This window comes from Streptomyces sp. MBT53 (assembly GCF_016654115.1).
Classification (GTDB): Bacteria; Actinomycetota; Actinomycetes; order Streptomycetales; family Streptomycetaceae; genus Streptomyces.
The window spans coordinates 1-20,103 of sequence record NZ_JAEQAZ010000086.1 but is presented as its reverse complement, the minus strand read 5'-3'; the positions used below and the strand labels follow the sequence as shown (position 1 = coordinate 20,103).

The window sequence follows — 20,103 nt, the reverse complement described above, 5'->3', positions numbered from 1 at the left end:
ACGGTTGGTCCGGCGTACGCTTCCCCTGCGCCTGGTAGTACCGCGCGGTGTCCTTGTCCGCGCGGGGTTCCTGCGGCGACGCCTCGGCATGCGTCCCCCTTCCCCCCTGGATGACTGCTCCGATAAGCGGTCATTCCATGCCTAAGATAGGCAAATCTGATATGTCACCAAGTAGCGCTGAAACTACCCTTCGGAACGTCGCCTAAAGTCCGTCTCGGGGGGCGTGCGGATGCATCCGCAGGGAGCACTCGCGCCCGACGCGCCGTTCGACTTCGCCTCTCGTACGCTTCCTGCACCAAGATGCACGCCTCGACGGAAGGAGCCGCCCATGTCCGGTTGGAACGAGAAGGCCGTGCCCGATCAGCGGGGCCGGGTCGCCGTCGTCACCGGGGCCAACAGCGGGATCGGGTACGTCACCGCGCGGGAGTTGGCGCGTAAGGGGGCCCGGGTCGTGCTCGCCTGTCGGAGCGAGGTGCGGGGGAGTGAGGCCGCCGATCGGATCGTCGCCGAAGTGCCGGGCGCCGAGGCGCAGTTCGGGCGGCTGGACCTCGGGGACCTGGGCTCCGTACGGGAGTTCGCGGCCGCGTTCCCGTACGAGCGGCTCGATCTGCTCGTCAACAACGCCGGGGTCATGGCGATGCCGTACGGCACGACGGTGGACGGGTTCGAGACGCACTTCGGGGTCAACCACCTCGGGCACTTCGCGCTCACCGGGCTGCTGCTGCCCGCGCTGCTCGACGCGCCGGACGCCCGGATCGTCACCGTCTCCAGCTTCATGCACGCGGTCGCCAACATCGACATCGACGACCTCAACAGCGAGCGGCGGTACGGTCGTTGGACCGCCTATTCCCGCTCCAAGACCGCCAATCTGCTCTTCACGCACGAGCTGTCCCGGCGGCTCGCGGCGGGTGGTTCGGGGGTGGTCGCCGCGGCCTCTCATCCCGGGTACGCCGCCACCAACCTTCAGACCGCCGGGCCGCAGGCGGAAGGACGCAGGGGTGCGGAACGGGTCATGGAACTCGGCAATCGCGTCTTCGCCCAGTCTGCGGAGGCCGGCGCGCTGCCCTCCCTCTACGCGGCGACCGCGCCCGATGTCCGTCCTGATTCCTTCCACGGTCCGCGACTCGCGATGTGGCGCGGGGCTCCGGCCCGCTCCTGGCGGGCGCCGTGGACCCTCAACGACGCGATGGGGCAACGTCTTTGGGCCGCCTCGGAGGAACTGACAGGGGTCGTCTACGACCAACTCAAGCCGTAGGGACGGCTTCTCACGCCGTCGCTCCGCTGTCCACCACCAGGTCCGTGCCCACCACCGATGCCGCGTCGTCCGAGGCCAAGTAGAGGACCGCGGCGGCTACTTCGGCCGTGGCGGAGATGCGGCCGAGGGGGAGTGCGGCCCGTACGCGTTCGGCGCGGTCGGTCTCCGTCTCGCCGGGGCGCAGGGACATGGGGGTGTCGGTGGCGCCGGGGCTGACCACGTTGATACGGACGCCCTCGCGGATGTGGTCCACGGCGGCACCCCTGCTGAGCGCGGCGACCGCGGCCTTGGACGCGGCGTAGGCGGCGGCTCCGGGGCTGCTCGTGTGCACGCCGAAAACGGACGCCACATTGACGATCGCGCCGCCGGACGGCTGGGCCCGCATCTGCGCGATCTCGGCACGCAGGGCCAGGAACACCCCGGTCACGTTGATGTCGAGCTGGGTGCGCCAGTCCTCCTCGGCGAGGTCGGCGAGGGGGCGCCCGCCCCGGAAGACGCCCGCGTTGTTGACGGCCACGTCGAGCGAGCCGTACCGGTCGACGGCCGCCCGCACCAGCGCGTCCGCGTCGGCGGCCTGCGACACGTCCGCGCTCACGGCCAGGGCTTTCCCGCCCTTGGCCTCGATCAGGGCGACGGTCTCGTCGAGCGGTTCGCGGCGGCGCCCGGCGATGACGACATGCGCCCCCTCCGCCGCGAACGCGAGGGCGATCGCCCGCCCGATGCCGGACCCGGCCCCGGTGACGAGGGCGGTCCTGCCGGAGAAGCGGTTGCCGGAGTGGTTGCTCATGAACGGGCCTCTTTCTAGAACGATCGGTTCAGTATGGGGACATCAAAAGGCGCCCTGCGTCACCCGGGGTCTCAGTCCAGCAGTGCCAGCGCCTGCTCCGCCGCGTCCCGCACCCGCGCCGGGTCCCCGGACGCCCGGCCGACCACCCGCAGCCCCTGCATCAGCACCAGCAGCAGGCGCGCGAGGGCCAGCGGATCGCGGTCGGCGGGCAGCTCGCCCTGTGCCTGGGCCCGCGCCAACGCCGAGTGCAGCACGGCCTCCAGCTGGTCCCAGTTGCGCTCGACGAGGCGGGTCGCCGCCGTGTCGTACGGGGCGAGTTCGGCCGCCGTGTTGGTCACCAGGCAGCCCAGCGCCCGCAGTTGCTCGTTCGCCGCCTCGGCCGCGTAGCGTCGTACGACCGCGCGTACGGGCGGCAGGGCGGGGCCCGGCTGGGACAACTCCCGCACCATCGGCGTGAGTCCGGCGCGGTCGTAGCTCTCCAGCGCCTTCAGGTACAGCTCGTGCTTGTTGCCGAAGGTCGCGTAGATGCTGGCCCGTCCGATGCCGAGGTGCTCGACGAGATCGGACATCGACGTCGCCTCGTAGCCGCGCCGCCAGAACAGCTCCAGGGCTGCCCGCAGCGCGGCCTCGGGGTCGAACTCCTTGGTCCTGGCCATGCCCGGCAGCCTAGGTTTTTCTGGAACGGTCAGTCAAGTGACCGCTGTCAGAGCAATCGCTGTTGAAGCAACCGCTGCTACGCGCTGCGCACCTCGTACGTCTCCACCCGCACCGACGCGTCGTCCAGGCACTCCCCGGAGACCAGGTCGAAGCGCTGCTTGAGCAGGGGCGAGGCGACGAACGGGCGGCCCTGGTGGGTGCCGGTCAGACCGCGGGAGAGGACGGCCGCGCCGTTGAAGGGGTCGCGGTTGTCGATGCCGTAGAGGGTGCCGTTGCGGTCGCGGAACAGGGCGACCTGGCGGCCGTCGGGCAGCAGGGCCGCCACTCCGCGGCCGGGGGTGAGCCGGTTGAGGTCGCAGACCGTGAACCAGCCGTCGGTGAGCTGGAGTTGGACCTTGAGGTCGGTCGTCTCGGGAGCCAGGGTCATCGCTGGGCGCTTCCTTCCAGGACGTCTGCGGTCTGCTGGGGCCGCATGCCGATGGTGAGCAACGGCAGGTCGGGCTTGATCTGGTCGCGCTCGGGGACGAAGCCGACGACCGGGTCCGGGGTGTCCGGCGCGTTCACGAAGGACACGAACCGGTCCAGCTTCTCGGGGTCGTTGATGGTCTCGGCCCACTCGTCGCGGTACCCGGCGACATGCGCGGCCATCAGCGACTCCAGCTCCTCGCAGATGCCGAGCGAGTCCTCGACGACCACCTCGCGGATGTGGTCCAGGCCGCCCGGGACGCGCTCCAGCCACACGCTCGTGCGCTCCAGGCGGTCCGCCGTACGGATGTAGAACATCAGGAACCGGTCGATCAGGCGCACCAGTTCGGCGTCGGACAGATCCTGGGCGAGGAGGTCCGCGTGGCGCGGGGTGGCGCCGCCGTTGCCGCCGACGTACAGGTTCCAGCCGTTGGCGGTGGCGATGATGCCGAAGTCCTTCGACTGGGCCTCGGCGCACTCGCGGGCGCAGCCGGAGACCGCCGACTTGAGCTTGTGCGGGGAGCGCAGGCCCCGGTAGCGCAGCTCCAGGTCGATCGCCATCCGCACCGAGTCCTGGACGCCGTAGCGGCACCAGGTCTGGCCGACGCAGGACTTCACCGTGCGTAGCGCCTTGCCGTAGGCGTGGCCGGACTCGAAGCCCGCGTCCACCAACCTCGCCCAGATCAGCGGGAGTTGCTCCACCCGCGCGCCGAAGAGGTCGATGCGCTGGCCGCCGGTGATCTTCGTGTAGAGGCCGAAGTCGCGGGCCACCTCGCCGATCACGATGAGCTTCTCCGGGGTGATCTCGCCGCCGGGGATGCGCGGCACGATCGAATAGGAGCCGTTCTTCTGGAGGTTGGCGAGGAAGTGGTCGTTGCTGTCCTGGAGGGCCGCCTGCTCGCCGTCCAGGACATAGCCGCTCGCGCCGATCGTCGGGGCGAGGGACGCGATGATCGAGGCGACCGTCGGCTTGCAGATCTCGCAGCCGTCGCCGCCCCGGGCGCCCTCACGGCCGTAGCGGTCCAGCAGATCCTGGTAGGAGTTGATGCGCAGCGCGAGGGCGATCTCGTACAGCTCCTCGCGGGTCTGGGCGAAGCAGCCGCACAGGCCCTTGTCGACCTCGACGCCGCTGGCCTCCAGCTCGGCGGTGACCAGCTGGCCGAGCACCTTGACGCAACTCCCGCAGCCGGTACCGGCCTTGGTGCACTTCTTCACCTCGGGCACGCTCGTGCAGGAGTGCTCGGTGACCGCGCCGCGGATCGCGCCCTTGGTGACGTTGTGGCAGGAGCAGATCACCGCCTCGTCGGGGAGCGCCGAGGGGCCGAGCTGGACGGCGCCTCCGGAACCGGCCGGCAGCACCAACTGCTCGGGGGAGACGGGCGGTACGGACCCCGTGAACGCGCGCAGCGTGCCGTAGGCCTCCGCGTCGCCGACCAGGATGCCGCCCAGCAGCTCGCCGCCCCGGCCGATGACCAGCTTCTTGTACGTCCCGGCCCGCGCGTCGGAGTAGACGACGTCGAGGCAGTCCGCGGTGGCGCCGTGCGCGTCGCCGAAGGACGCCACGTCCACGCCGAGGAGCTTCAGCTTGGTGGACAAGTCGGCGCCGGTGAAGGCCGATTCGTCCTGCGCGATGGTCGCCGCGACCGTCTCCGCCTGCTCGTAGCCGGGCGCCACCAGGCCGTAGACCCGGCCGTCCGCCGCCAGCGCGCACTCGCCGATCGCGAAGACGTGCGGGTCGGTGACCGTACGGCACTGCTCGTCGACCGTGATGCCGCCGCGCTCGCCCACCGACAGGCCGGATTCCCGGGCGAGTTGGTCGCGGGGACGGACCCCGGCGCTGAACACCACCATGTCCGTGGCGAGTTCGGAACCGTCCGACAGCTTCATGCCGGTGACGGCGCCGTCCGCGTCGGCCAGGATCTCCTGCGTACCGGTGCCCGTGTGGACCGTAAGGCCCATGTCCTCGATGGTGCGCAGCAGGGCCGCGCCGCCGCCTTCGTCGACCTGCACCGGCATCAGCCGGGGCGCGAACTCCACGATGTGCGTGGCCAGTCCGAGCCCCTTGAGCGCACCGGCGGCCTCCAGGCCGAGCAGTCCGCCGCCGACCACGGCACCGGTCGTGGCCCGCGACTTCGCGTACGCCTCGATCGCGAGCAGGTCCTCGATCGTGCGGTAGACGAAGCAGCCGTCGGAGTCCTTGCCCGGGACGGGAGGCACGAACGGATACGAGCCGGTGGCGAGGACGAGGGCGTCGTACTCAACTGTCAGTCCGGAGCGCGCCGTTACCGTCTTCGCCGCCCGGTCGATCGTCTCGGCCGGGTCGCCGACGTACAGCTCGATGCCGTGGTCCTTGATGAACTCCGCGTCCGTGAGCGACAGTTCCTCGGGGGTGCGGCCCGAGAAGTACGAGGTGAGCTGGACGCGGTCGTAGGCCGGGCGCGGCTCCTCGCACAGCACGACCACGCGGTGTGTCGCGGTCAGGCCGCGCTCGGCGAGCGCTTCGAGGAAGCGCTGACCGACCATGCCGTGGCCGACGAGCACGATGGTGGGCACCACACGCGGATTCGAGGTCATGTCCAGGAGCCTGCGACTTCGGTGTTACCCGACCGCATCACATCTGTTTCCCGTGAGGAACGCTGCCCTCAGCGGGAGCGCGCGGGGGGTGTGAGGGTTCCGGGCGCGCGCCGGGGGTGGGGTGTGAGCACGGGCCGGTCCGTGCCGGTTCGGTTAACCGAACCCCGTACTTCCGTGCAGGCACCATCGTGTACGGCGGGCGGCGGCGGAAACCTGGAGACATCGGTTTTCCGCAGTTCACGGCCGGGAGGAAGCACCATGGGCAGCGTTCGAGATGTGCAGGTCCACGACACCGGGGCGGTGCGGATGTGGCGGCTCGCCCGCGAGCCCTTCACCGCCGCCACCTGGCGCCGCACCGCCTACGCCGTACTCGCGCTCCCCGTGGGCCTGGCGTGCGTCCCGCTCTCCCTGCTCGGCGCCCCCACGGCCCGCTGGCAGCGAGGCCTGGTCCGCCGCTTCCTGCATACGGAGATCCCGGGCACCGCACGCCGCGGCGGCCTGCGCCACGCCCTCCTCGCCACCCCCCTCAACCTCCTCACCCTCTTCATCACGGTCTACGGCTGGGCGATCGTCCCCATGAACCTCGGCTGGCCGCTGCGCGCGGGCGACGACTACTCCAGTGCCTGGGGCGGTCCGACCTTCGCCGGCGCCTGGGCCTTCCACGCCGTCCTCGGCGGTATCGGCTTTCTGCTGCTGATGCCGTGGGTGGTGCGGGGCCTCACCGCCGTGCAGGTCCGTGTCGCCCGGTCGCTCCTCTCCTAGGTTGATCCCATGCCGAGCCTCCGCTCCCGCCTCCGTACCCGCGCTGTCGCCACCTTCGGCCGCCGCGCGCTGGCCGCCGTCCTCTACGGCGTGATCGCCCTCCCGCTCGCTCTGGCCGGCTTACTCCTCACCCTTGTCGGGCTGGCGTTCGGCGGGGCGCTGTCGGTGACCACGCTCGGGCTGTGGCTGCTGGCCGTCACCGTGCGGGGCGCGCTGGCGCTGGGCGCGCTGCAGCGGGGGCTCGCTCGGCGGCTGCTCGGACTGGAGATCGAACCGCCGGGCGCACCCGGCGGCAGCGGGCTCCTCGGCTGGCGGCGGGGCGTCCTGCTCGACCGGGCGGGCTGGCGGGCCGTCGGCTGCGCGCTGCTCACACCGTTCACGGCCGTCTTCGCGTACGCGGCCGTCGTCATCGGATACGTCTACGGCGTCCTGCTCACCCTGCACCCGCTGCTCAAGCGCTGGAACTACAACACCGTGCACAGCGGCACCGACGGCTCCGCACGCCATGTGTCACTGGAGTTCTTCGGCTTCCAACTCGACTCCTGGCCACGGTGGTTGATCCCGTTCGCGGCCGGACTGCTGCTGCTGGCCCTCGCCCCCGTACTCCTCCGCTACGCCCTCGGGCCGCAGCGCGCCCTGCTGACCGTGCTGCTCGGCCCCGACGCCGCGACCCGCCGGATCCGCACCCTGGAGGAGACCCGCGCCCAGGCCGTCGACGACGCCGCCATCACCCTCCGCCGTATCGAACGCGATCTGCACGACGGCACCCAGGCCCGGCTGGTCTCCCTCGCCATGCAGCTGACCATGATCCGCGAACTGGTCACCACCGAGGCCGCACCCGACCGCGTCCTCGCCGTCGTCGACACCGCCCGGGGCAACGCCACCCAGGCCATCACCGACCTGCGCCACCTCGTCAAGGGCATCCATCCGCCCGTACTCGACGAAGGTCTGCACGCCGCGCTCACCACCCTCGCCGCCGACAGCGCGCTCCCCGTCACCCTCACCACCGACATCGGCACCCGCCCCACCCCGGCCGTCGAGACCATTGCCTACTTCTGCGCCGCCGAGCTTCTCGCCAACGCGACGAAACACGCCCGGGCCACGGCCGCCGCCGTCGACGTCACCGCCCGCGACGGAGTCCTGCGGCTGAGGGTCACCGACGACGGACAGGGCGGCGCGACGATCGGCGCGGGCTCCGGACTCACCGGCCTCCTCGCCCGGGTCCGTACCGTCGACGGCACACTGACCTGCGACAGCCCGCGCGGAGGCCCTACGGTGGTCACGGTCGACATCCCCCAGATCTGAACCCGGATGTGAACCCGGATGTGAACCCGGATATGAACGGAGTGGCATGCGCGTCGTCATCGCCGAGGACTCGGCCCTCCTGCGCGACGGCCTGGTCCAGCTGCTCCAGCTGCGGGGCGTGGAGGTGGCCGCGGCGGTCGGCGACGCCGAGGCCCTGCTGACCGCGGTCGCGGCCCACGCCCCGGACGTCGCCGTCGTCGACATCCGCCTCCCGCCCACCCAGACCGACGAGGGCGTACGGGCGGCCGTACGACTGCGCGAGCAGCACCCGGCGACCGGCGTGCTGCTGTTCTCGCAGTACGTCGAGACGACCCACGCGGCCCAACTCCTCGGCAACCCGGCCGGGTTCGGGTATCTCCTCAAGGAACGGGTCGTGGACATCGGCGAGTTCGTCGGCGCCCTGGAACGCGTCGCCGCCGGCGGCACCGCGCTCGACCCCGAGGTCGTCGCCCAACTCTTCGGCGCCGCCCGCCGATCCACCGCCCTCGACACCCTCACCCCACGCGAACGCGAGGTTCTCGCCCTGATGGCGGAAGGCCGCACCAACCACGCGATCGCCACCGCGTTCACCGTCTCCGAGCGCGCGGTCGAGAAGCATGTCGCCAACATCTTCACCAAGCTCGACCTGCCACCGTCGGACACGGGGAACCGACGGGTGCTCGCGGTCCTGAGGTATCTCGAAGACGGGCGCTGAGGCCCGGCGTCCCAGTGGCTCGGCCCACCGACCTACTCGCCCGGCGGAACCCGAACGAAGCCCTCGGTCCAGGTGTCCTCGTCGAGCTCGTAGGCGTCGAAGTGGAAGCACTCGGGTTCATCACGGAAGCCCGGTAGCAGTCGAGCCTGACGCAGACGTTCCTCGACCCTTTCCGGGGTCGAGTAGATGCCGAGCAGCTTCACGTCGTCGCCGTCCGCCTCGTCGCAGTACACACCGCTCTCGTCGACGTGCACGGTCGAGCCGTCGGCGCCGGCCTCGTTCTGGTGGCCGACGTGCCACAGCGGATAGACGATCACGGCGCGACGCTATCAGCGCGCCGGTTCGCGGGACCTGCGGTGTCCGGCCCCCCCGCCGCGCACACCCCGTGATCCAGATCACGCGGTGCGGGTGCATCGCGGAGGGCGGCCCACCGCCTTTTACACGGTGTAGGCAACCAGTGGGAGCAGAGACAGTGCGCATCGAGCAGGGTCAGGCGGGTGAGTTCGAGGAGTTCGTGGCGGCCCGCTGGTCGGTACTCCTCCATCTCGCGCGTCTGCTTGTCGGCGGTGACCGGCATCGGGCCGAGGATCTGGCGCAGGAGTCCTTGGTCAAGCTCTGGTTCGTCTGGCCGAAGGTCTCCCAGGACGCGCCGGAGGCATACGTCCGCAAGGTGATGGTCCGCGCGGCGGCGCGCTCGGGCCGGCGGCGCTGGTGGGGTGAACGCCCCGTCGAGCGGCTGCCCGAGGGGGCGACGACCGGGGACGTGTCCGTCGACGTGGCGGAGCGGTCCCGGCTGGAGGACGCGCTCGCCCAGCTCTCGCCGAACCAGCGCGCGGCCGTCGTGCTGCGCTACTACCAGGATCTGCCCGAGGGCCAGGTCGCGGAGGCGCTCGGATGCCCGGTGGGCACCGCGCGCTCCCACGCCTCCCGTGGTGTGGCGCGGCTGCGGCAGATCCTGACCGACGCCATCGAGCCGACGTGGTGAAGGAGGACCCCATGGATCAAATGGATCCGTTCGAACGGCAGTTGGCGCGGATGATGCGCGACGCGCACGAGCCCGCCCCCTTCGCGCCGCGACACCGCGAACGTCTCCACGAAGGAGTACGTGCCCGTCGCCGGACCAGGATGGTGCGCAGGACCGCCGGTTCCGCCCTGGCGGTCGTCGGCATCGGCATCGGGCTGCTCCTGCTGCCCGCCGGTCCGACCAAGGTCCAGCCCGCCGAGCCCCACCCGAGGCCCGCGACGAGTCCCACGTCCACCGGCTCGGCCCCGACACCGGGGGAGACCCCGACCGCTCCGCCCACCTCGTCCGCCACGACATCCCTGGCCGACCCCGGCAGCACGCCCTCGGACACTCCCACGGCACCCGCCACGACCGGGAGTTCGGCCACGGCCACGTCAACCACCGGCGGGAACACGGGCGTCACGACACCGCCCGCCACCTCCTCCACTCCTTCGGAGACGGCGACCGCGCACAACCAGAGCCAGGACGAACCGTCGTCCATCACCACGGAACTCACCGTCTCAGCAGCCTCCGGTTCCTGAACCCACCCCCGCCACCCCTGTCTTCAGCATGCCCGGAACCAGTGCACAGAAAGGGCAAAACGTGACGAATGACAAGTCACTCAGGCCGACGGACGTGATCGACCGGCTACCGCGACGCACACCGGTACCGACCCATCACCCCGGCCCCGTCCTGGACGTCGTCGTCCCGGTGTTCAACGAGGAGACGGACCTGGAGCCGAACGTACGGCGCCTCCACGCCCACCTCTCCGAGGCGTTCCCGTACCCGTTCCGGATCACCGTCGCCGACAACGCCAGCACCGACCGCACCCCGCGGATCGCCGCCCGCCTGGCCGCCGAACTGCCCGGAACCGAGTGGCTACGGCTGCCCGAGAAAGGCCGGGGCCGGGCACTGCGCGCCGCCTGGTCGCAGTCGCCCGCGCCGGTGCTCGCGTACGTGGACGTCGACCTCTCCACCGAACTGGCCGCACTGCTGCCCCTCGTCGCCCCGCTGATCTCCGGCCACTCCGACCTGGCCATCGGCACGCGCCTCGCCCCGGCCTCCCGGGTCGTACGCGGCCCCAAACGCGAGGTCACCTCCCGCTGCTACAACGCCCTGCTCCGCTCCACCCTCGCCGTCGGCTTCTCCGACGCGCAGTGCGGATTCAAGGCCGTACGACGCGATGTCGCCGACGTGCTGCTGCCCCTGGTCGAGGACACCGGATGGTTCTTCGACACCGAACTCCTGGTGATAGCCGAGCGCGCCGGCCTCCGGATTCACGAGGTACCGGTCGACTGGGTCGACGACCCGGACAGCCGGGTCGACATCCTCGCCACCGCGCTCGCCGACCTACGCGGAATAGCCAGAATCGGCGGAGCACTGGCCCGCGGCAGACTGTCACCGGCCGCACTACGACTCGACGCGGCCGCCGACGTCGCCGACGCGCCGACTGAACCGACCACCCAGCTCCTGCGGGCACAGGCGGGACAGACTGCCCAGCTCACGGGGGCGCAGGCGGGACCGGGCGTGCAGCCTGCGCGTGCGCAGGTCGGGCAGGGTGCCCAGCTCGCGGGGGTGGAGGTGGGGCAGGCCGCTCAGTTCACGGGGGCGCAGCCTGGCGCGGGCGTGCAGCCTGCGCGGGCGCAGGTCGGGCAGGGTGCCCAGCTCGCGAGGGTGGAGGTGGGGCAGGCTGCCCAGCTCACGGGGGCGCAGCCTGGGCAGACTGTTCAGCTCACGCAGGTGCAGGCGGGACAGGCCGCCCAGTTCCCGCACGCGCAGGCCGGACCGGGTGTGCAGCTCACGCGCGCGCAGGCCGGAGAGACTGTCCAGTCCTCGCAGGCGCCGACTGAACCGGCTGCTCGGCCCACGCGGGCGCAGCCCGGACCGGGTGTGCAACTCACGCACGCGCAAGCCGGAGAGACTGCCCAGCCCTCGCAGACGTCGACTGAACCGGGCGTGCAGCTCACGCGCGCGCAGCCTGGACAGATTGCCCAGCCCACGCGGGCGCAGGCGGGGCAGGCCGCTCAGCTCACGGCGGCGCAGCCCGGACCAGTCGTACAGCTCGCGGGGGCGCAGCCCGGACCGGGCGTGCAGTCCACGCGCGCGGAGGCCGGACAGACTGCCCAGCCCACGCAGGCGCCGACTGAACCGGCCGCCCAACTCACGCAGGCGCACCCCGAACCGACCACCCATCCCACACACGCGGAGCCCGGACACGCTCCCCGCCTCACGCACGCGCAGCCCGGACCAGCCACCCAGTCCACGCACCCGCAGGCGGGACAGCCTGCCCGACTCACGCACGCGGAGCCCGGACACGTTCCCCGGCTCACGCACGCGGAGCCCGGACACGCTCCCCGCCTCGCGCACGCGCAGCCCGGACCGGCCGCCCCCGTCTCACGGGCGCCCGCCGGCCCGGCCGCCCTCATCTCACGGGCACCGGCCGGCCCCGCCGCCCAACTCGCCCGCTTCGCCGCCATCGGCGTGACGAGCACCCTCGGCCACCTCCTGCTCTACGCGGCCCTGAGCCCGGCACTCGGTGCCCAGGCCGCCAACGCGCTCGCGCTCCTGCTCTGCGCCCTCGCCAACACGGCCGCGAACCGACGCCTCACCTTCGGACACCGCGGACGCGGCGGCGCGCTGCGCCACCACGGCAAGGGCCTCGTGGTCTTCCTGATCGGCCTGGTGCTCACCAGCGGCTCCCTCGCCGCCCTGCACCACGCGGCACCCTCGGCCTCCCACGCCACCGATCTCGCCGTACTCCTGGCCGCCAACCTGACCGCGACCGTGCTGCGGTTCCTCCTCCTGCGGGCGTGGGTGTTCCGCGCATGAACGAGACCATCACCCCAGTCCGCGGCTGGAACGCGAGACTGACGGAGGAGCGGCCCGCCCCCGCGGACGGCGAGTGGCAGCGACTGCGCCGGACCATCAAACGCCACACCCCCGTACTCGCCTTCTACGGCGCCCTGAAGCTCATCGGCTTCGTCTCCTTCATGTGGCTGCTGGACTCCGCCGGGAACTACCGCACCAGGAACCCGCGCTTCGGCGGCGGCGCCCACCCCTGGGACGTACTGGCCACCTGGGACGGCTGGTGGTACCAGCAGATAGCCGTCCACGGCTACCACCCCGAGCTGGTCCGCATCCCCGGCGCCACCGGCATGATCACCCTCGAAGGGAATTCGGCGGCCTTCTTCCCGCTGTACCCGGCGCTGATCCGCCTCACCTCCGAACTCACCGGTCTCGGTTCCTACGGCGCCGGCCTGCTGGTCTCCGTGCTCGCCTCCTTCGCCGCCGCCCTCGGGATATACGCCGTCGCCGCACAACTCCTCGACAGCCGGGCCGGGTTGGCCGCGGCGGGACTCTGGGCCGTATGGCCCGGCTCCGGCGTCGAGTGGGCGGTCTACTCCGACTCCCTCTTCGTCGCGCTGGCCGCCTGGGCCTGCCACGCCGTCCTCACCCGCCGTTGGCTCACCGCCGGCCTCCTCACCTGCGCCGCCGGACTCAACCGCCCCACGGCGGCGGCACTGATCGCCGCGGTCGCCGTAGCGGCCCTGTTCGCGCTGCGCGACCGCCGCGACGGCATCGTCCGCCCCCTGGCCGCGATGGCCATGGCACCACTCGGCCTGCTCGCCTATCTCGGCTGGGTGGGCCACCGAATGGGCGACTACGGCGGCTACTTCAAGCTCCAGTCCGGTGCCTGGGCCCACAAGTGGGACTACGGCAAGCAGACCCTCGACGTCCTCACGTCCATTCCGGTCGGTAAGACCAGCTACCTCTTCGCCTGGCCCTTCGCGGACCTGATCAGCGCCTGCGTGGTCCTGCTCGGCTTCGCCCTGCTCCCGCTGCTGCTCCGGCTGCGCCCGCCCGCCGTACTGATCGTCTACACCGTCCTCACCGTCGCGCTCGTCCTGGGCAGCCAGCAGATCTTCAGCAACGTCTCCCGCTATCTGCTCCCGCTCTTCCCCCTCTTCCTCCCGCTCGCCGCCGCACTGCGCCGCCTCAGCCTCGCCCACCTGTTCACGCTGCTCGGGATCGCGGCCCTGGCCTCGGGCTCGTACGCGGGCTACGCCCTCTTCGAACTCGGCGTCCCATAAACGGTGTTGACGCCTAGCGACTGCCCGTCAGATGCGCGAACACGACGACGTTCCCCTGATAACCCGTCGACCGCGAGTAACCGCCCCCGCACGTGATCACCCGCAACTCGGGCCGCCCGGCGGCGCCGTAGACCTTCTGATCGGGGAAGCGGCTGGCCTGATACACCTCGACCGCGTCCACCGTGAACAGCGCCACGGTGCCGTCCAGCCGGTCCAGTTCGATGGTGTTGCCCTTCTTCAGGGCGCCGAGGTCGTAGAAGACGGCGGGCCCGTCGGCGTTGTCGACATGGCCCGCGACGATCGACGTCCCGGTCTCACCGGGGGTGGTGCCGGACTCGTACCAGCCGGCGAGGTTCTTCTTCGCGGCCGGGGGCACGTCCAGGCTCCCGTTGCTCGTCAGTTTGAGGCCCATCAGCGGGGCGTCCACATGGATGGCCGGGATCCGGATGCGGTCCGGCGGCGACGGCGGCAGCGCACGGGCCGCGGCGCGTTCGACGGCCGGGTCGGGCCGGGCCTCGGCGGCGGACGGCTGCGGCGGCGCGTTCGACTCGCCGCCACCGGTCAGCAGCCACGCGCCCGTGCACAGGGCGCCCACGGTGACGGCCCCTATCGCGGTATTGCCGAATCTACGACGACACATATGACGACATCTACGACGACGCATCACTCACCCCTCTCCAGTGACCAGGGCCTGCCCCGCGCCCCCCTCCGGGCCACGAGGGGCGTCGGACCCGGAGGGGGAGGGGACTTGCGGTACCGGCGGACGGACAGCGGAGGGTGTCCGTCAGATCCCGTCGCCTCTCGCCCGGCGATGCAGGAGCCAGGTACCGCCCGCGGCGGCGACGGCGAGAGCCGCCACACCGGCCGCGGTCTGCACGGGGTCGGGGCCCAGAGCGCCACCGACCCCCGTCTTCACACTGCCGCGCGGCTGCACCTGCTGCCGCGTCGAGGCCAGCGTCACCATCAGATCGCCGGAGACCTCCCGGCCGTCCGTGCACTTCGCGACGATCTCGTACGTCCCCGGCTGCGCGCTCGGCGGCACCTTGAACTGCCCGATCGCGTCGCCCTCGTGCGTGCTCGGCGCCAGCGTGAACGTGCCGGCGCCCACCGCGCTGGCGTCACCGGCCGCCGTACCGCCGTCGCCGCACGCGGCCGTGTTCACCGTGACGTCGCCGCCCGGCACGGCGCTCGACGGGAACACCTCCAGGCTGCCGGTCTCGCCGCCGTACGCCGGTGCGGTCGCGAGACCCGCGGCGGCGACGGCGAGCGCGGTACCGGTCAACAGACGGGCCGTACGACGCATCGGTGCTCCTCCGAGCTGTGGTTGGCTGCCCTTCCGAGGTAAGTGGCACCGGGCCGAGCCCGCTTCCTGAGCGCGCGTCAGAAGTGTGGTGAATGGGTGTCAGGCGACCGCTCGTACGTTCCACCCCACCGCTGTTTCAGCAGGTCATAGGGGTACGGCGACCCGGTCCCGAAGGAGTACCCGAAGAGCGCACGCCGAGCGTGTGAACGGGTGACGGCCGGTCAGACCCGGGACTTGACCTCAAGAATGGTTGAGGTACCAGGCTGCCCGACATGGACACCGAGACCGCTCCTCTGACCCTGACCGTCGTCATCGGCAGCAACCGCCACGGCCGCTTCGGCCCGGTCGTCGCCGACTGGCTCCTCACCCATGTCGACGACCGCGCCGACCTCACCCTCCAGGTCGTCGACGTCGCCGACACCGCCCACCTGCCCACGACCCTCGCCCCGACCCCGGAGGCGACCACCGCCCTCGCCGGCATCACCCCGAAACTCGCCTCGGCCGACGCCTTCGTCGTCCTCACCCCCGAGTACAACCACTCCTTCCCGGCCGGCCTCAAGAACCTCATCGACTGGCACTACACGGAGTGGCGCGCCAAGCCCGTCGCCCTCGTCTCCTACGGCGGCCTCGCGGGCGGTCTGCGCGCGGTGGAACACCTCCGCCAGGTCTTCGCCGAACTCCACGCCGTCACGGTCCGCGACACCGTCTCCTTCCACAACGCGGGCGCGAGCTTCGACGACCGCGGCCTTCTCAAGGACCCCTCGGGCCCGGACGCGGCGGCGAAGGTGATGCTCGACCAACTGGTGTGGTGGGGGCGGGCGTTGAAGGAGGCGCGGGAGGCGCGACCGCTGACCGCGCTCGGCGGGGGCTGAGCGCGGGCAGCGAGAAGGGGGCGGCCGACACAGGTCGGCCGCCCCCTCCGCACCGTCACTGGTGGCCCGGCGCGCTACCCGGACCGGTGCCGGGTGGACGTATCAGCAACCGAAGACGCCCTGGTCAGTAACCGAAGATGCCCTGGAACGTACCGCGGTCCCACTCGTGGTCGGTCTTGCTGGTCGAGGAGTAGACGGGACCGACGTGGTCGATGACCCCGGCGAACATGGTGTTCTCGGTGTGCCCGGAGCCCTGCGAGCCGGTGCCCTGGACGACCCCGTTGTCGTCGCCGTGGGCGAGGGCGGCACCGGCACCGCCGAGCAGGATGCCGACGGCGAGGACGGACGTGGTCAGGGCGGAACGCATACGCATGAGTACTCCCAGGGTTCTTGCGAGGACGCGCCGGAAAACCGGCACGTCGGTCGGTTCGACGCCTAAACGATCACTGAAACGGCATCTCACCGCGCTGACGCCACGTGAATCCCGCCCTGATTCACTCAAACGGGAACCCGTGTACGTGTTCCGGGGCGCGGAGTGCGTGCCCGCGATCGAGGGCGCCACCAGAACCCTCCACTCATTCGCTTATCCGGGTGAATGGGCCGAAGTCGCTGTATGGGTGTCATATGACCCGGGCAGGACGGGTGCATGGGATACCAACTGGGGGATCTGGGGCGGACGTTCCGTGACCAGATGTACAACGTGCTCACCGGAGGCGACGGCAGCGTCCCGCCTGCCAAGTCCAGCTTCATCACCTGGTGCATGCCCGGACTGCCGTACCAGGAGGCGGACTTCGCGTTCGCCGCGCAGGGCATCGGCACCGGCGCCACGGCGGCGGAGGACAAACTCCTGCTCCAGCAGGCGTACAACTTCTCCTCGCTGATCGACTTCATCCCGGACGTGACCTCGGCGTACTCCTCGGGCCGCCAGGACGGGGTGTGGCGCAACGCGAGCGGGGCCCGGCTGAGCGAGATCTACGGCCAGATCCTCAAGTTCTCCAAGGTGGTCGACGATCAGCTCACCGACGATCAGAAGGCCAAACTGGAGCGGTTCCGGGGCCTGTTGAGAGTGACGCGCACGGTGAAGGACATCGTCACCGAGCAGGAGAAGCAGGTCACCGAGGACAGCCCCATGCTCAAGGCCTACAAGGCGTGCATGCAGGCGTACGTCACCGCCGCCTTGTCGTACAACAACAAGCGGATCGCCGCGCAGGCCGCCGTAGGGGAGTCCGGCAAGCAGGCGGTCGCGGACTGGGCGGCCAACGCGCAGCTGTACTTGATGCAGGTGGCCGCCGCGCTGGACGACTGGACGTCGAGCGGCTACCGCAACGAGGTCGAGGAGATCAACGCTTACATCGACCAGACCACCGAGAAGTCCATGCTGCTGTGGAAGCGCAACCTGGAGCGCTTCTACGAGGAGGCGAACACCAACGCGCTGGGCCCGGGCCAGTCGTTCTACTACACGACGGTCGTCCCCGGTGACTTCGCCACCTCCGGCGGCTGGACCGCGTACTCGATGTACCACCAGATGGTGGACTCCCACAGCCACTACGAGACGACATCCTGGTCGGCCGGCGGAGGCCTCAACTTCGGCCTGTGGAGCGCGAATTCGGGCGTCACCTCCAACTCCCAGGACTACAGCGAGAACTACCAGGTCGACGACTTCTCGATGTCCTTCGAGATGGCCCAGGTACAGGTCGTACGGCCCTGGTTCTACCCGGAGTTCCTGGAGAACCGCGGCTGGGACCTGCGCAAGGGACAGGGCTGGAACTACGACCAGATGCCGTCCGACGGCGGCAACCCGCCCCAGGGCCGCTTCATCGGCTACCCGCTCCAGGCCCTGTTCATCAGAAACCTGACCATCCACTCCGCCTCGCTGGCCCAGGCGTTGCAGACCCACCAGAGCTCCGTGTCGGTCAACGCGAGTGTCGGCTGGGGCCCGTTCACCGTGCGGGGCAGCTACAGCCACTCCGAGTCGGACCAGCACTTCCACTCCGAGAACGACGGCGCCACCATCACCGTCCCCGGCATGCAGATCGTCGGCTTCGTCAACCACCTGCTGGGCAGGACACCCGACCTGCTCGACGGCCTCGACCCCGACCAACTGGTATAGGGCAGCGGGCAATTGTGACCGACAACGAAACGGTGTGGTCGGCGTCCCCGGTGGACGCCGCCGCCATGTTCGGCCTGGGCGCCTACTTCCGGAACCTGCTCACCGACCCCGATCACATGGTCGGCGTACCGGTGACACCGGTCGTCCACCAGGACAGCACGTTCCGCTTCGGCGGCGCCCTGGACACGGCCCGGGCCACGGTCTGGTCGGAGTTCTGCGAACTCGTCAACCGCATCCCCACCCAGCCCGTCTGGTCGCCCCCGGCCACCACCCACCTGTGGAGCGTCTACGGCGAGGTGCTCGGCGCCGACCTGGCCCGCTCCACCCTCACCCCGGAGGAACACCAGCGCTACGACACGGCGGTCGCCTACCTCTACGACACCGGCTCCGACGGCGTGTTCGTCCCCTCGCCCGCCCTGCGCGACTACCGCACCGCCCGCCAGGCCTGGCTCCAGGCCGACACCGACTACCACCAGGCGGAACAGGCGGCGGCCATGTCGGCCGACCCGGCCGCGCGCGACCACTGGACCCACGTCGACGAACCGCGGCTCCGCCAGGCCAGGGACGACGCCATGGACGCCTGGCAGACCGCGGGCCACAAGGCCGAGGTCGAGGACGCCCTGCGCGAGACCTCCGAACTCGCCTCCAAGGCACCCTCCGGCATCTGGAAACGGCACCGCGACACCTTCAACCCCAACCTCCCCGACCAGTACACGACCGCCCCCAACGGCACGCGTTTCGCGCCCACTTACTACTCACCGGACGGCGCCCTGGACGACCCCTGGTCGCGAGTCGTCCTCCCCGAGTCGATGTTCCGCACGCTGGCCGCCCAGGCGCCGGCGGAACTCAGGGCGGCCTTCGGCGACCGCGCCACCGACGACTCGGTCTTCTCGCTCGCCTTCGAATACCGCGTGGTCTCCGTCGTCCGCCCCTGGCTGGACCCGCCGATGGAACTCTTCGGCTCCCGCGCCTGGCGCCTCTCGGCGGGCGTCGCCCCGCTCAGCGACGGCGCCACCCCACCGCACGGCCGCTGCCCGTCGTACGTCGAATCGGTCGCCCTGGCCCGCAACATCGAACTCGTCCGCCAGGCCGTCGGCTACACCGAGACCCCCGGCGAGACCACCCTCCGCGGCACCTGGACCCTGGACCTCGACAACGGCATCGCGGGCGGCGGCATGAACACCGCCGACCTCTGGTGGGAGTGGATGACGGAGACGAGCGCCCAACTCGTCCCCAGCTCCCGCGCCGGGATCGTCAACCTCGGGCAGGTCGACTACGACGCCTTCGACGGCCACCGCCTGTCGGCCCTCACGTACGCGATCACACCCCTCAACGGCAGCCCGGACCCCAGCAACCAACTGGTCTCCGGCGACGTCTTCGCCGTACGGACGACGGAGGGCCGCTTCGCCAAGGTGCTGGTCGTCCAGTACGGCTACGACCTCCAACTGCGCTGGGTGGCCTACCAGGAGGGGACCTCGGCGGTCCAGAGCACCGTCACCGCGCCGGAGGACGTGTTCCTCGCCGGCTTCGTGTGCAGACAGCTCCCGAAGAGCCCGGACCCGGACCCGGCCCTGACATGGTGAGCCCGAGCCCCGAACTCGCCCTGCACGGACTGGTGTTGCTCGGCACGGACACCGTCTACGCCGTCCACATGCCCACGTTCACCGCGCCCCACGACTTCCAGGCCGTCCTGCGGGTGACCCTGGACACGGACACCTACCGCACGGCCCGCAAGCGCTACGGCACGTCGGCCCTGTTCACCGCCCGCCCGCGCACCCTCCTCCTCAAGGACCTGCAACCGGGCGCCACTTGCCCGGCCGACCTCTACTTCGGCCGCTTCGGAAGAGACGGCGAACCGCTCGGGGAGGTGAGCATCACGATCGAGGAGACGGTGTACGTCGGCCACCCGGCCGCCGAACCCCGCACCCTCCGATACGTCCTCTTCGGCCGCGAACAGCTCTACCTGTCCCACGTCCTCACCCGCCCCCCGGACTTCGACCAGGTGGTGACCGCCCAACTCGCGGGGGAGTGGTGGGCGTCGGGGAGCGGTGCGGAGACGCCCGCGCGCACGGTGACGGTCCCGGACCGCCCGGACGACCTGACCGGACGCCTGCGACCGGGCGAACAACTCACCGCGGACGGCACGCAGTTGCAGGTGCTGGCCGAGGTGTACCTGGAGACGGCCGACCTGGCGGCGGGCGGGGTCTAGGGCCTGTGTGACGTCG

Annotated in this window: 20 protein-coding genes; 12 read left to right on the top strand and 8 right to left on the bottom strand. The window is 71.0% G+C overall.

Annotation, left to right across the window (positions count from 1 at the left end; translation table 11 throughout):
* Positions 1-328 precede the first annotated feature (328 nt).
* Positions 329-1,255 (top strand): oxidoreductase, encoded by a 927-nt coding sequence (locus JHN45_RS28195; RefSeq protein ID WP_201051210.1) that lies wholly within the window; start codon positions 329-331, stop codon positions 1,253-1,255.
* 10 nt (positions 1,256-1,265) lie between these two features.
* On the opposite strand, the gene JHN45_RS28190 is transcribed toward JHN45_RS28195, so the two are convergent.
* The 4 genes from JHN45_RS28190 to nirB form a co-directional block, all read right to left on the bottom strand.
* A complete protein-coding gene (locus tag JHN45_RS28190; RefSeq protein WP_201051204.1) occupies positions 1,266-2,042 on the bottom strand; it encodes an SDR family NAD(P)-dependent oxidoreductase in 777 nt (258 codons plus the stop codon).
* 71 nt (positions 2,043-2,113) lie between these two features.
* Positions 2,114-2,698, bottom strand: coding sequence for a TetR/AcrR family transcriptional regulator (locus tag JHN45_RS28185; protein ID WP_200714830.1), 585 nt, complete (start codon positions 2,696-2,698; stop codon positions 2,114-2,116).
* Positions 2,699-2,775: 77 nt separating this feature from the next.
* Positions 2,776-3,126: a nitrite reductase small subunit NirD gene (gene nirD / locus JHN45_RS28180; protein WP_200714831.1), complete on the bottom strand. Its 351-nt coding sequence runs from the start codon at positions 3,124-3,126 to the stop codon at positions 2,776-2,778.
* Positions 3,123-5,738 carry a nitrite reductase large subunit NirB gene (gene nirB, locus JHN45_RS28175; protein WP_201051201.1) on the bottom strand — a complete coding sequence of 872 codons (2,616 nt, stop codon included), beginning with the start codon at positions 5,736-5,738 and terminating at the stop codon, positions 3,123-3,125. The genes nirD and nirB overlap by 4 nt, the downstream gene beginning before the upstream one ends.
* A 258-nt stretch (positions 5,739-5,996) precedes the next feature.
* On the opposite strand from nirB, the gene JHN45_RS28170 reads away from it, so the two are divergent.
* Genes JHN45_RS28170 through JHN45_RS28160 form a run of 3 tightly spaced genes read left to right on the top strand, consistent with a single transcriptional unit; the run spans position 5,997 to position 8,499 of the window.
* Complete coding sequence (locus tag JHN45_RS28170) at positions 5,997-6,500, top strand: hypothetical protein (RefSeq protein WP_201051199.1); 504 nt, start codon at positions 5,997-5,999, stop codon at positions 6,498-6,500.
* 9 nt (positions 6,501-6,509) lie between these two features.
* The gene (locus tag JHN45_RS28165) at positions 6,510-7,805 is read left to right on the top strand and encodes a sensor histidine kinase (RefSeq protein ID WP_201051198.1); all 1,296 of its coding nucleotides are present in this window, start codon (positions 6,510-6,512) and stop codon (positions 7,803-7,805) included.
* A gap of 46 nt (positions 7,806-7,851) precedes the next feature.
* Positions 7,852-8,499 (top strand): LuxR C-terminal-related transcriptional regulator, encoded by a 648-nt coding sequence (locus tag JHN45_RS28160; protein ID WP_201051196.1) that lies wholly within the window; start codon positions 7,852-7,854, stop codon positions 8,497-8,499.
* A gap of 32 nt (positions 8,500-8,531) precedes the next feature.
* Here JHN45_RS28160 and JHN45_RS28155 read toward each other — a convergent pair whose 3' ends face one another.
* Complete coding sequence (locus JHN45_RS28155; protein WP_201051194.1) at positions 8,532-8,816, bottom strand: hypothetical protein; 285 nt, start codon at positions 8,814-8,816, stop codon at positions 8,532-8,534.
* 161 nt (positions 8,817-8,977) lie between these two features.
* On the opposite strand from JHN45_RS28155, the gene JHN45_RS28150 reads away from it, so the two are divergent.
* From JHN45_RS28150 to JHN45_RS28130, 4 genes are all read left to right on the top strand, one after another.
* Positions 8,978-9,484 carry a SigE family RNA polymerase sigma factor gene (locus tag JHN45_RS28150; protein ID WP_201051245.1) on the top strand — a complete coding sequence of 169 codons (507 nt, stop codon included), beginning with the start codon at positions 8,978-8,980 and terminating at the stop codon, positions 9,482-9,484.
* An 11-nt stretch (positions 9,485-9,495) separates the two neighbouring features.
* Positions 9,496-10,044: a hypothetical protein gene (locus tag JHN45_RS28145; RefSeq protein ID WP_201051192.1), complete on the top strand. Its 549-nt coding sequence runs from the start codon at positions 9,496-9,498 to the stop codon at positions 10,042-10,044.
* Between the two features lie 61 nt (positions 10,045-10,105).
* Positions 10,106-12,331, top strand: a complete 2,226-nt coding sequence (locus JHN45_RS54435) for a glycosyltransferase (RefSeq protein WP_307783206.1) — start codon at positions 10,106-10,108, stop codon at positions 12,329-12,331.
* Entirely contained in the window at positions 12,328-13,593 is a 1,266-nt protein-coding gene (locus JHN45_RS28130; RefSeq protein ID WP_200715466.1) for a glycosyltransferase family 39 protein, read from the top strand. The genes JHN45_RS54435 and JHN45_RS28130 overlap by 4 nt, the downstream gene beginning before the upstream one ends.
* 13 nt (positions 13,594-13,606) lie before the next feature.
* Here JHN45_RS28130 and JHN45_RS28125 read toward each other — a convergent pair whose 3' ends face one another.
* A complete protein-coding gene (locus JHN45_RS28125; protein WP_200715467.1) occupies positions 13,607-14,233 on the bottom strand; it encodes a class F sortase in 627 nt (208 codons plus the stop codon).
* Positions 14,234-14,377: 144 nt separating this feature from the next.
* The gene (locus JHN45_RS28120) at positions 14,378-14,896 is read right to left on the bottom strand and encodes a hypothetical protein (protein ID WP_200715468.1); all 519 of its coding nucleotides are present in this window, start codon (positions 14,894-14,896) and stop codon (positions 14,378-14,380) included.
* Positions 14,897-15,168: 272 nt separating this feature from the next.
* On the opposite strand from JHN45_RS28120, the gene JHN45_RS28115 reads away from it, so the two are divergent.
* Positions 15,169-15,768 (top strand): NADPH-dependent FMN reductase, encoded by a 600-nt coding sequence (locus JHN45_RS28115; protein ID WP_200715469.1) that lies wholly within the window; start codon positions 15,169-15,171, stop codon positions 15,766-15,768.
* Between the two features lie 124 nt (positions 15,769-15,892).
* Here JHN45_RS28115 and JHN45_RS28110 read toward each other — a convergent pair whose 3' ends face one another.
* A complete protein-coding gene (locus JHN45_RS28110) occupies positions 15,893-16,141 on the bottom strand; it encodes a hypothetical protein (protein ID WP_234469286.1) in 249 nt (82 codons plus the stop codon).
* A 273-nt stretch (positions 16,142-16,414) separates the two neighbouring features.
* Here JHN45_RS28110 and JHN45_RS28105 point away from each other — a divergent pair, with 273 nt between their 5' ends.
* The 3 genes from JHN45_RS28105 to JHN45_RS28095 are packed head-to-tail and all read left to right on the top strand — an operon-like array spanning position 16,415 to position 20,087.
* On the top strand, positions 16,415-17,878 hold the full coding sequence (locus JHN45_RS28105) for a hypothetical protein (protein ID WP_201051190.1): 1,464 nt from the start codon (positions 16,415-16,417) through the stop codon (positions 17,876-17,878).
* Positions 17,879-17,892: 14 nt separating this feature from the next.
* Positions 17,893-19,461, top strand: a complete 1,569-nt coding sequence (locus JHN45_RS28100) for a hypothetical protein (protein WP_201051188.1) — start codon at positions 17,893-17,895, stop codon at positions 19,459-19,461.
* Complete coding sequence (locus tag JHN45_RS28095; RefSeq protein ID WP_201051186.1) at positions 19,455-20,087, top strand: hypothetical protein; 633 nt, start codon at positions 19,455-19,457, stop codon at positions 20,085-20,087. Before JHN45_RS28100 ends, JHN45_RS28095 begins: the two co-directional genes overlap by 7 nt.
* Positions 20,088-20,103: the final 16 nt, after the last annotated feature.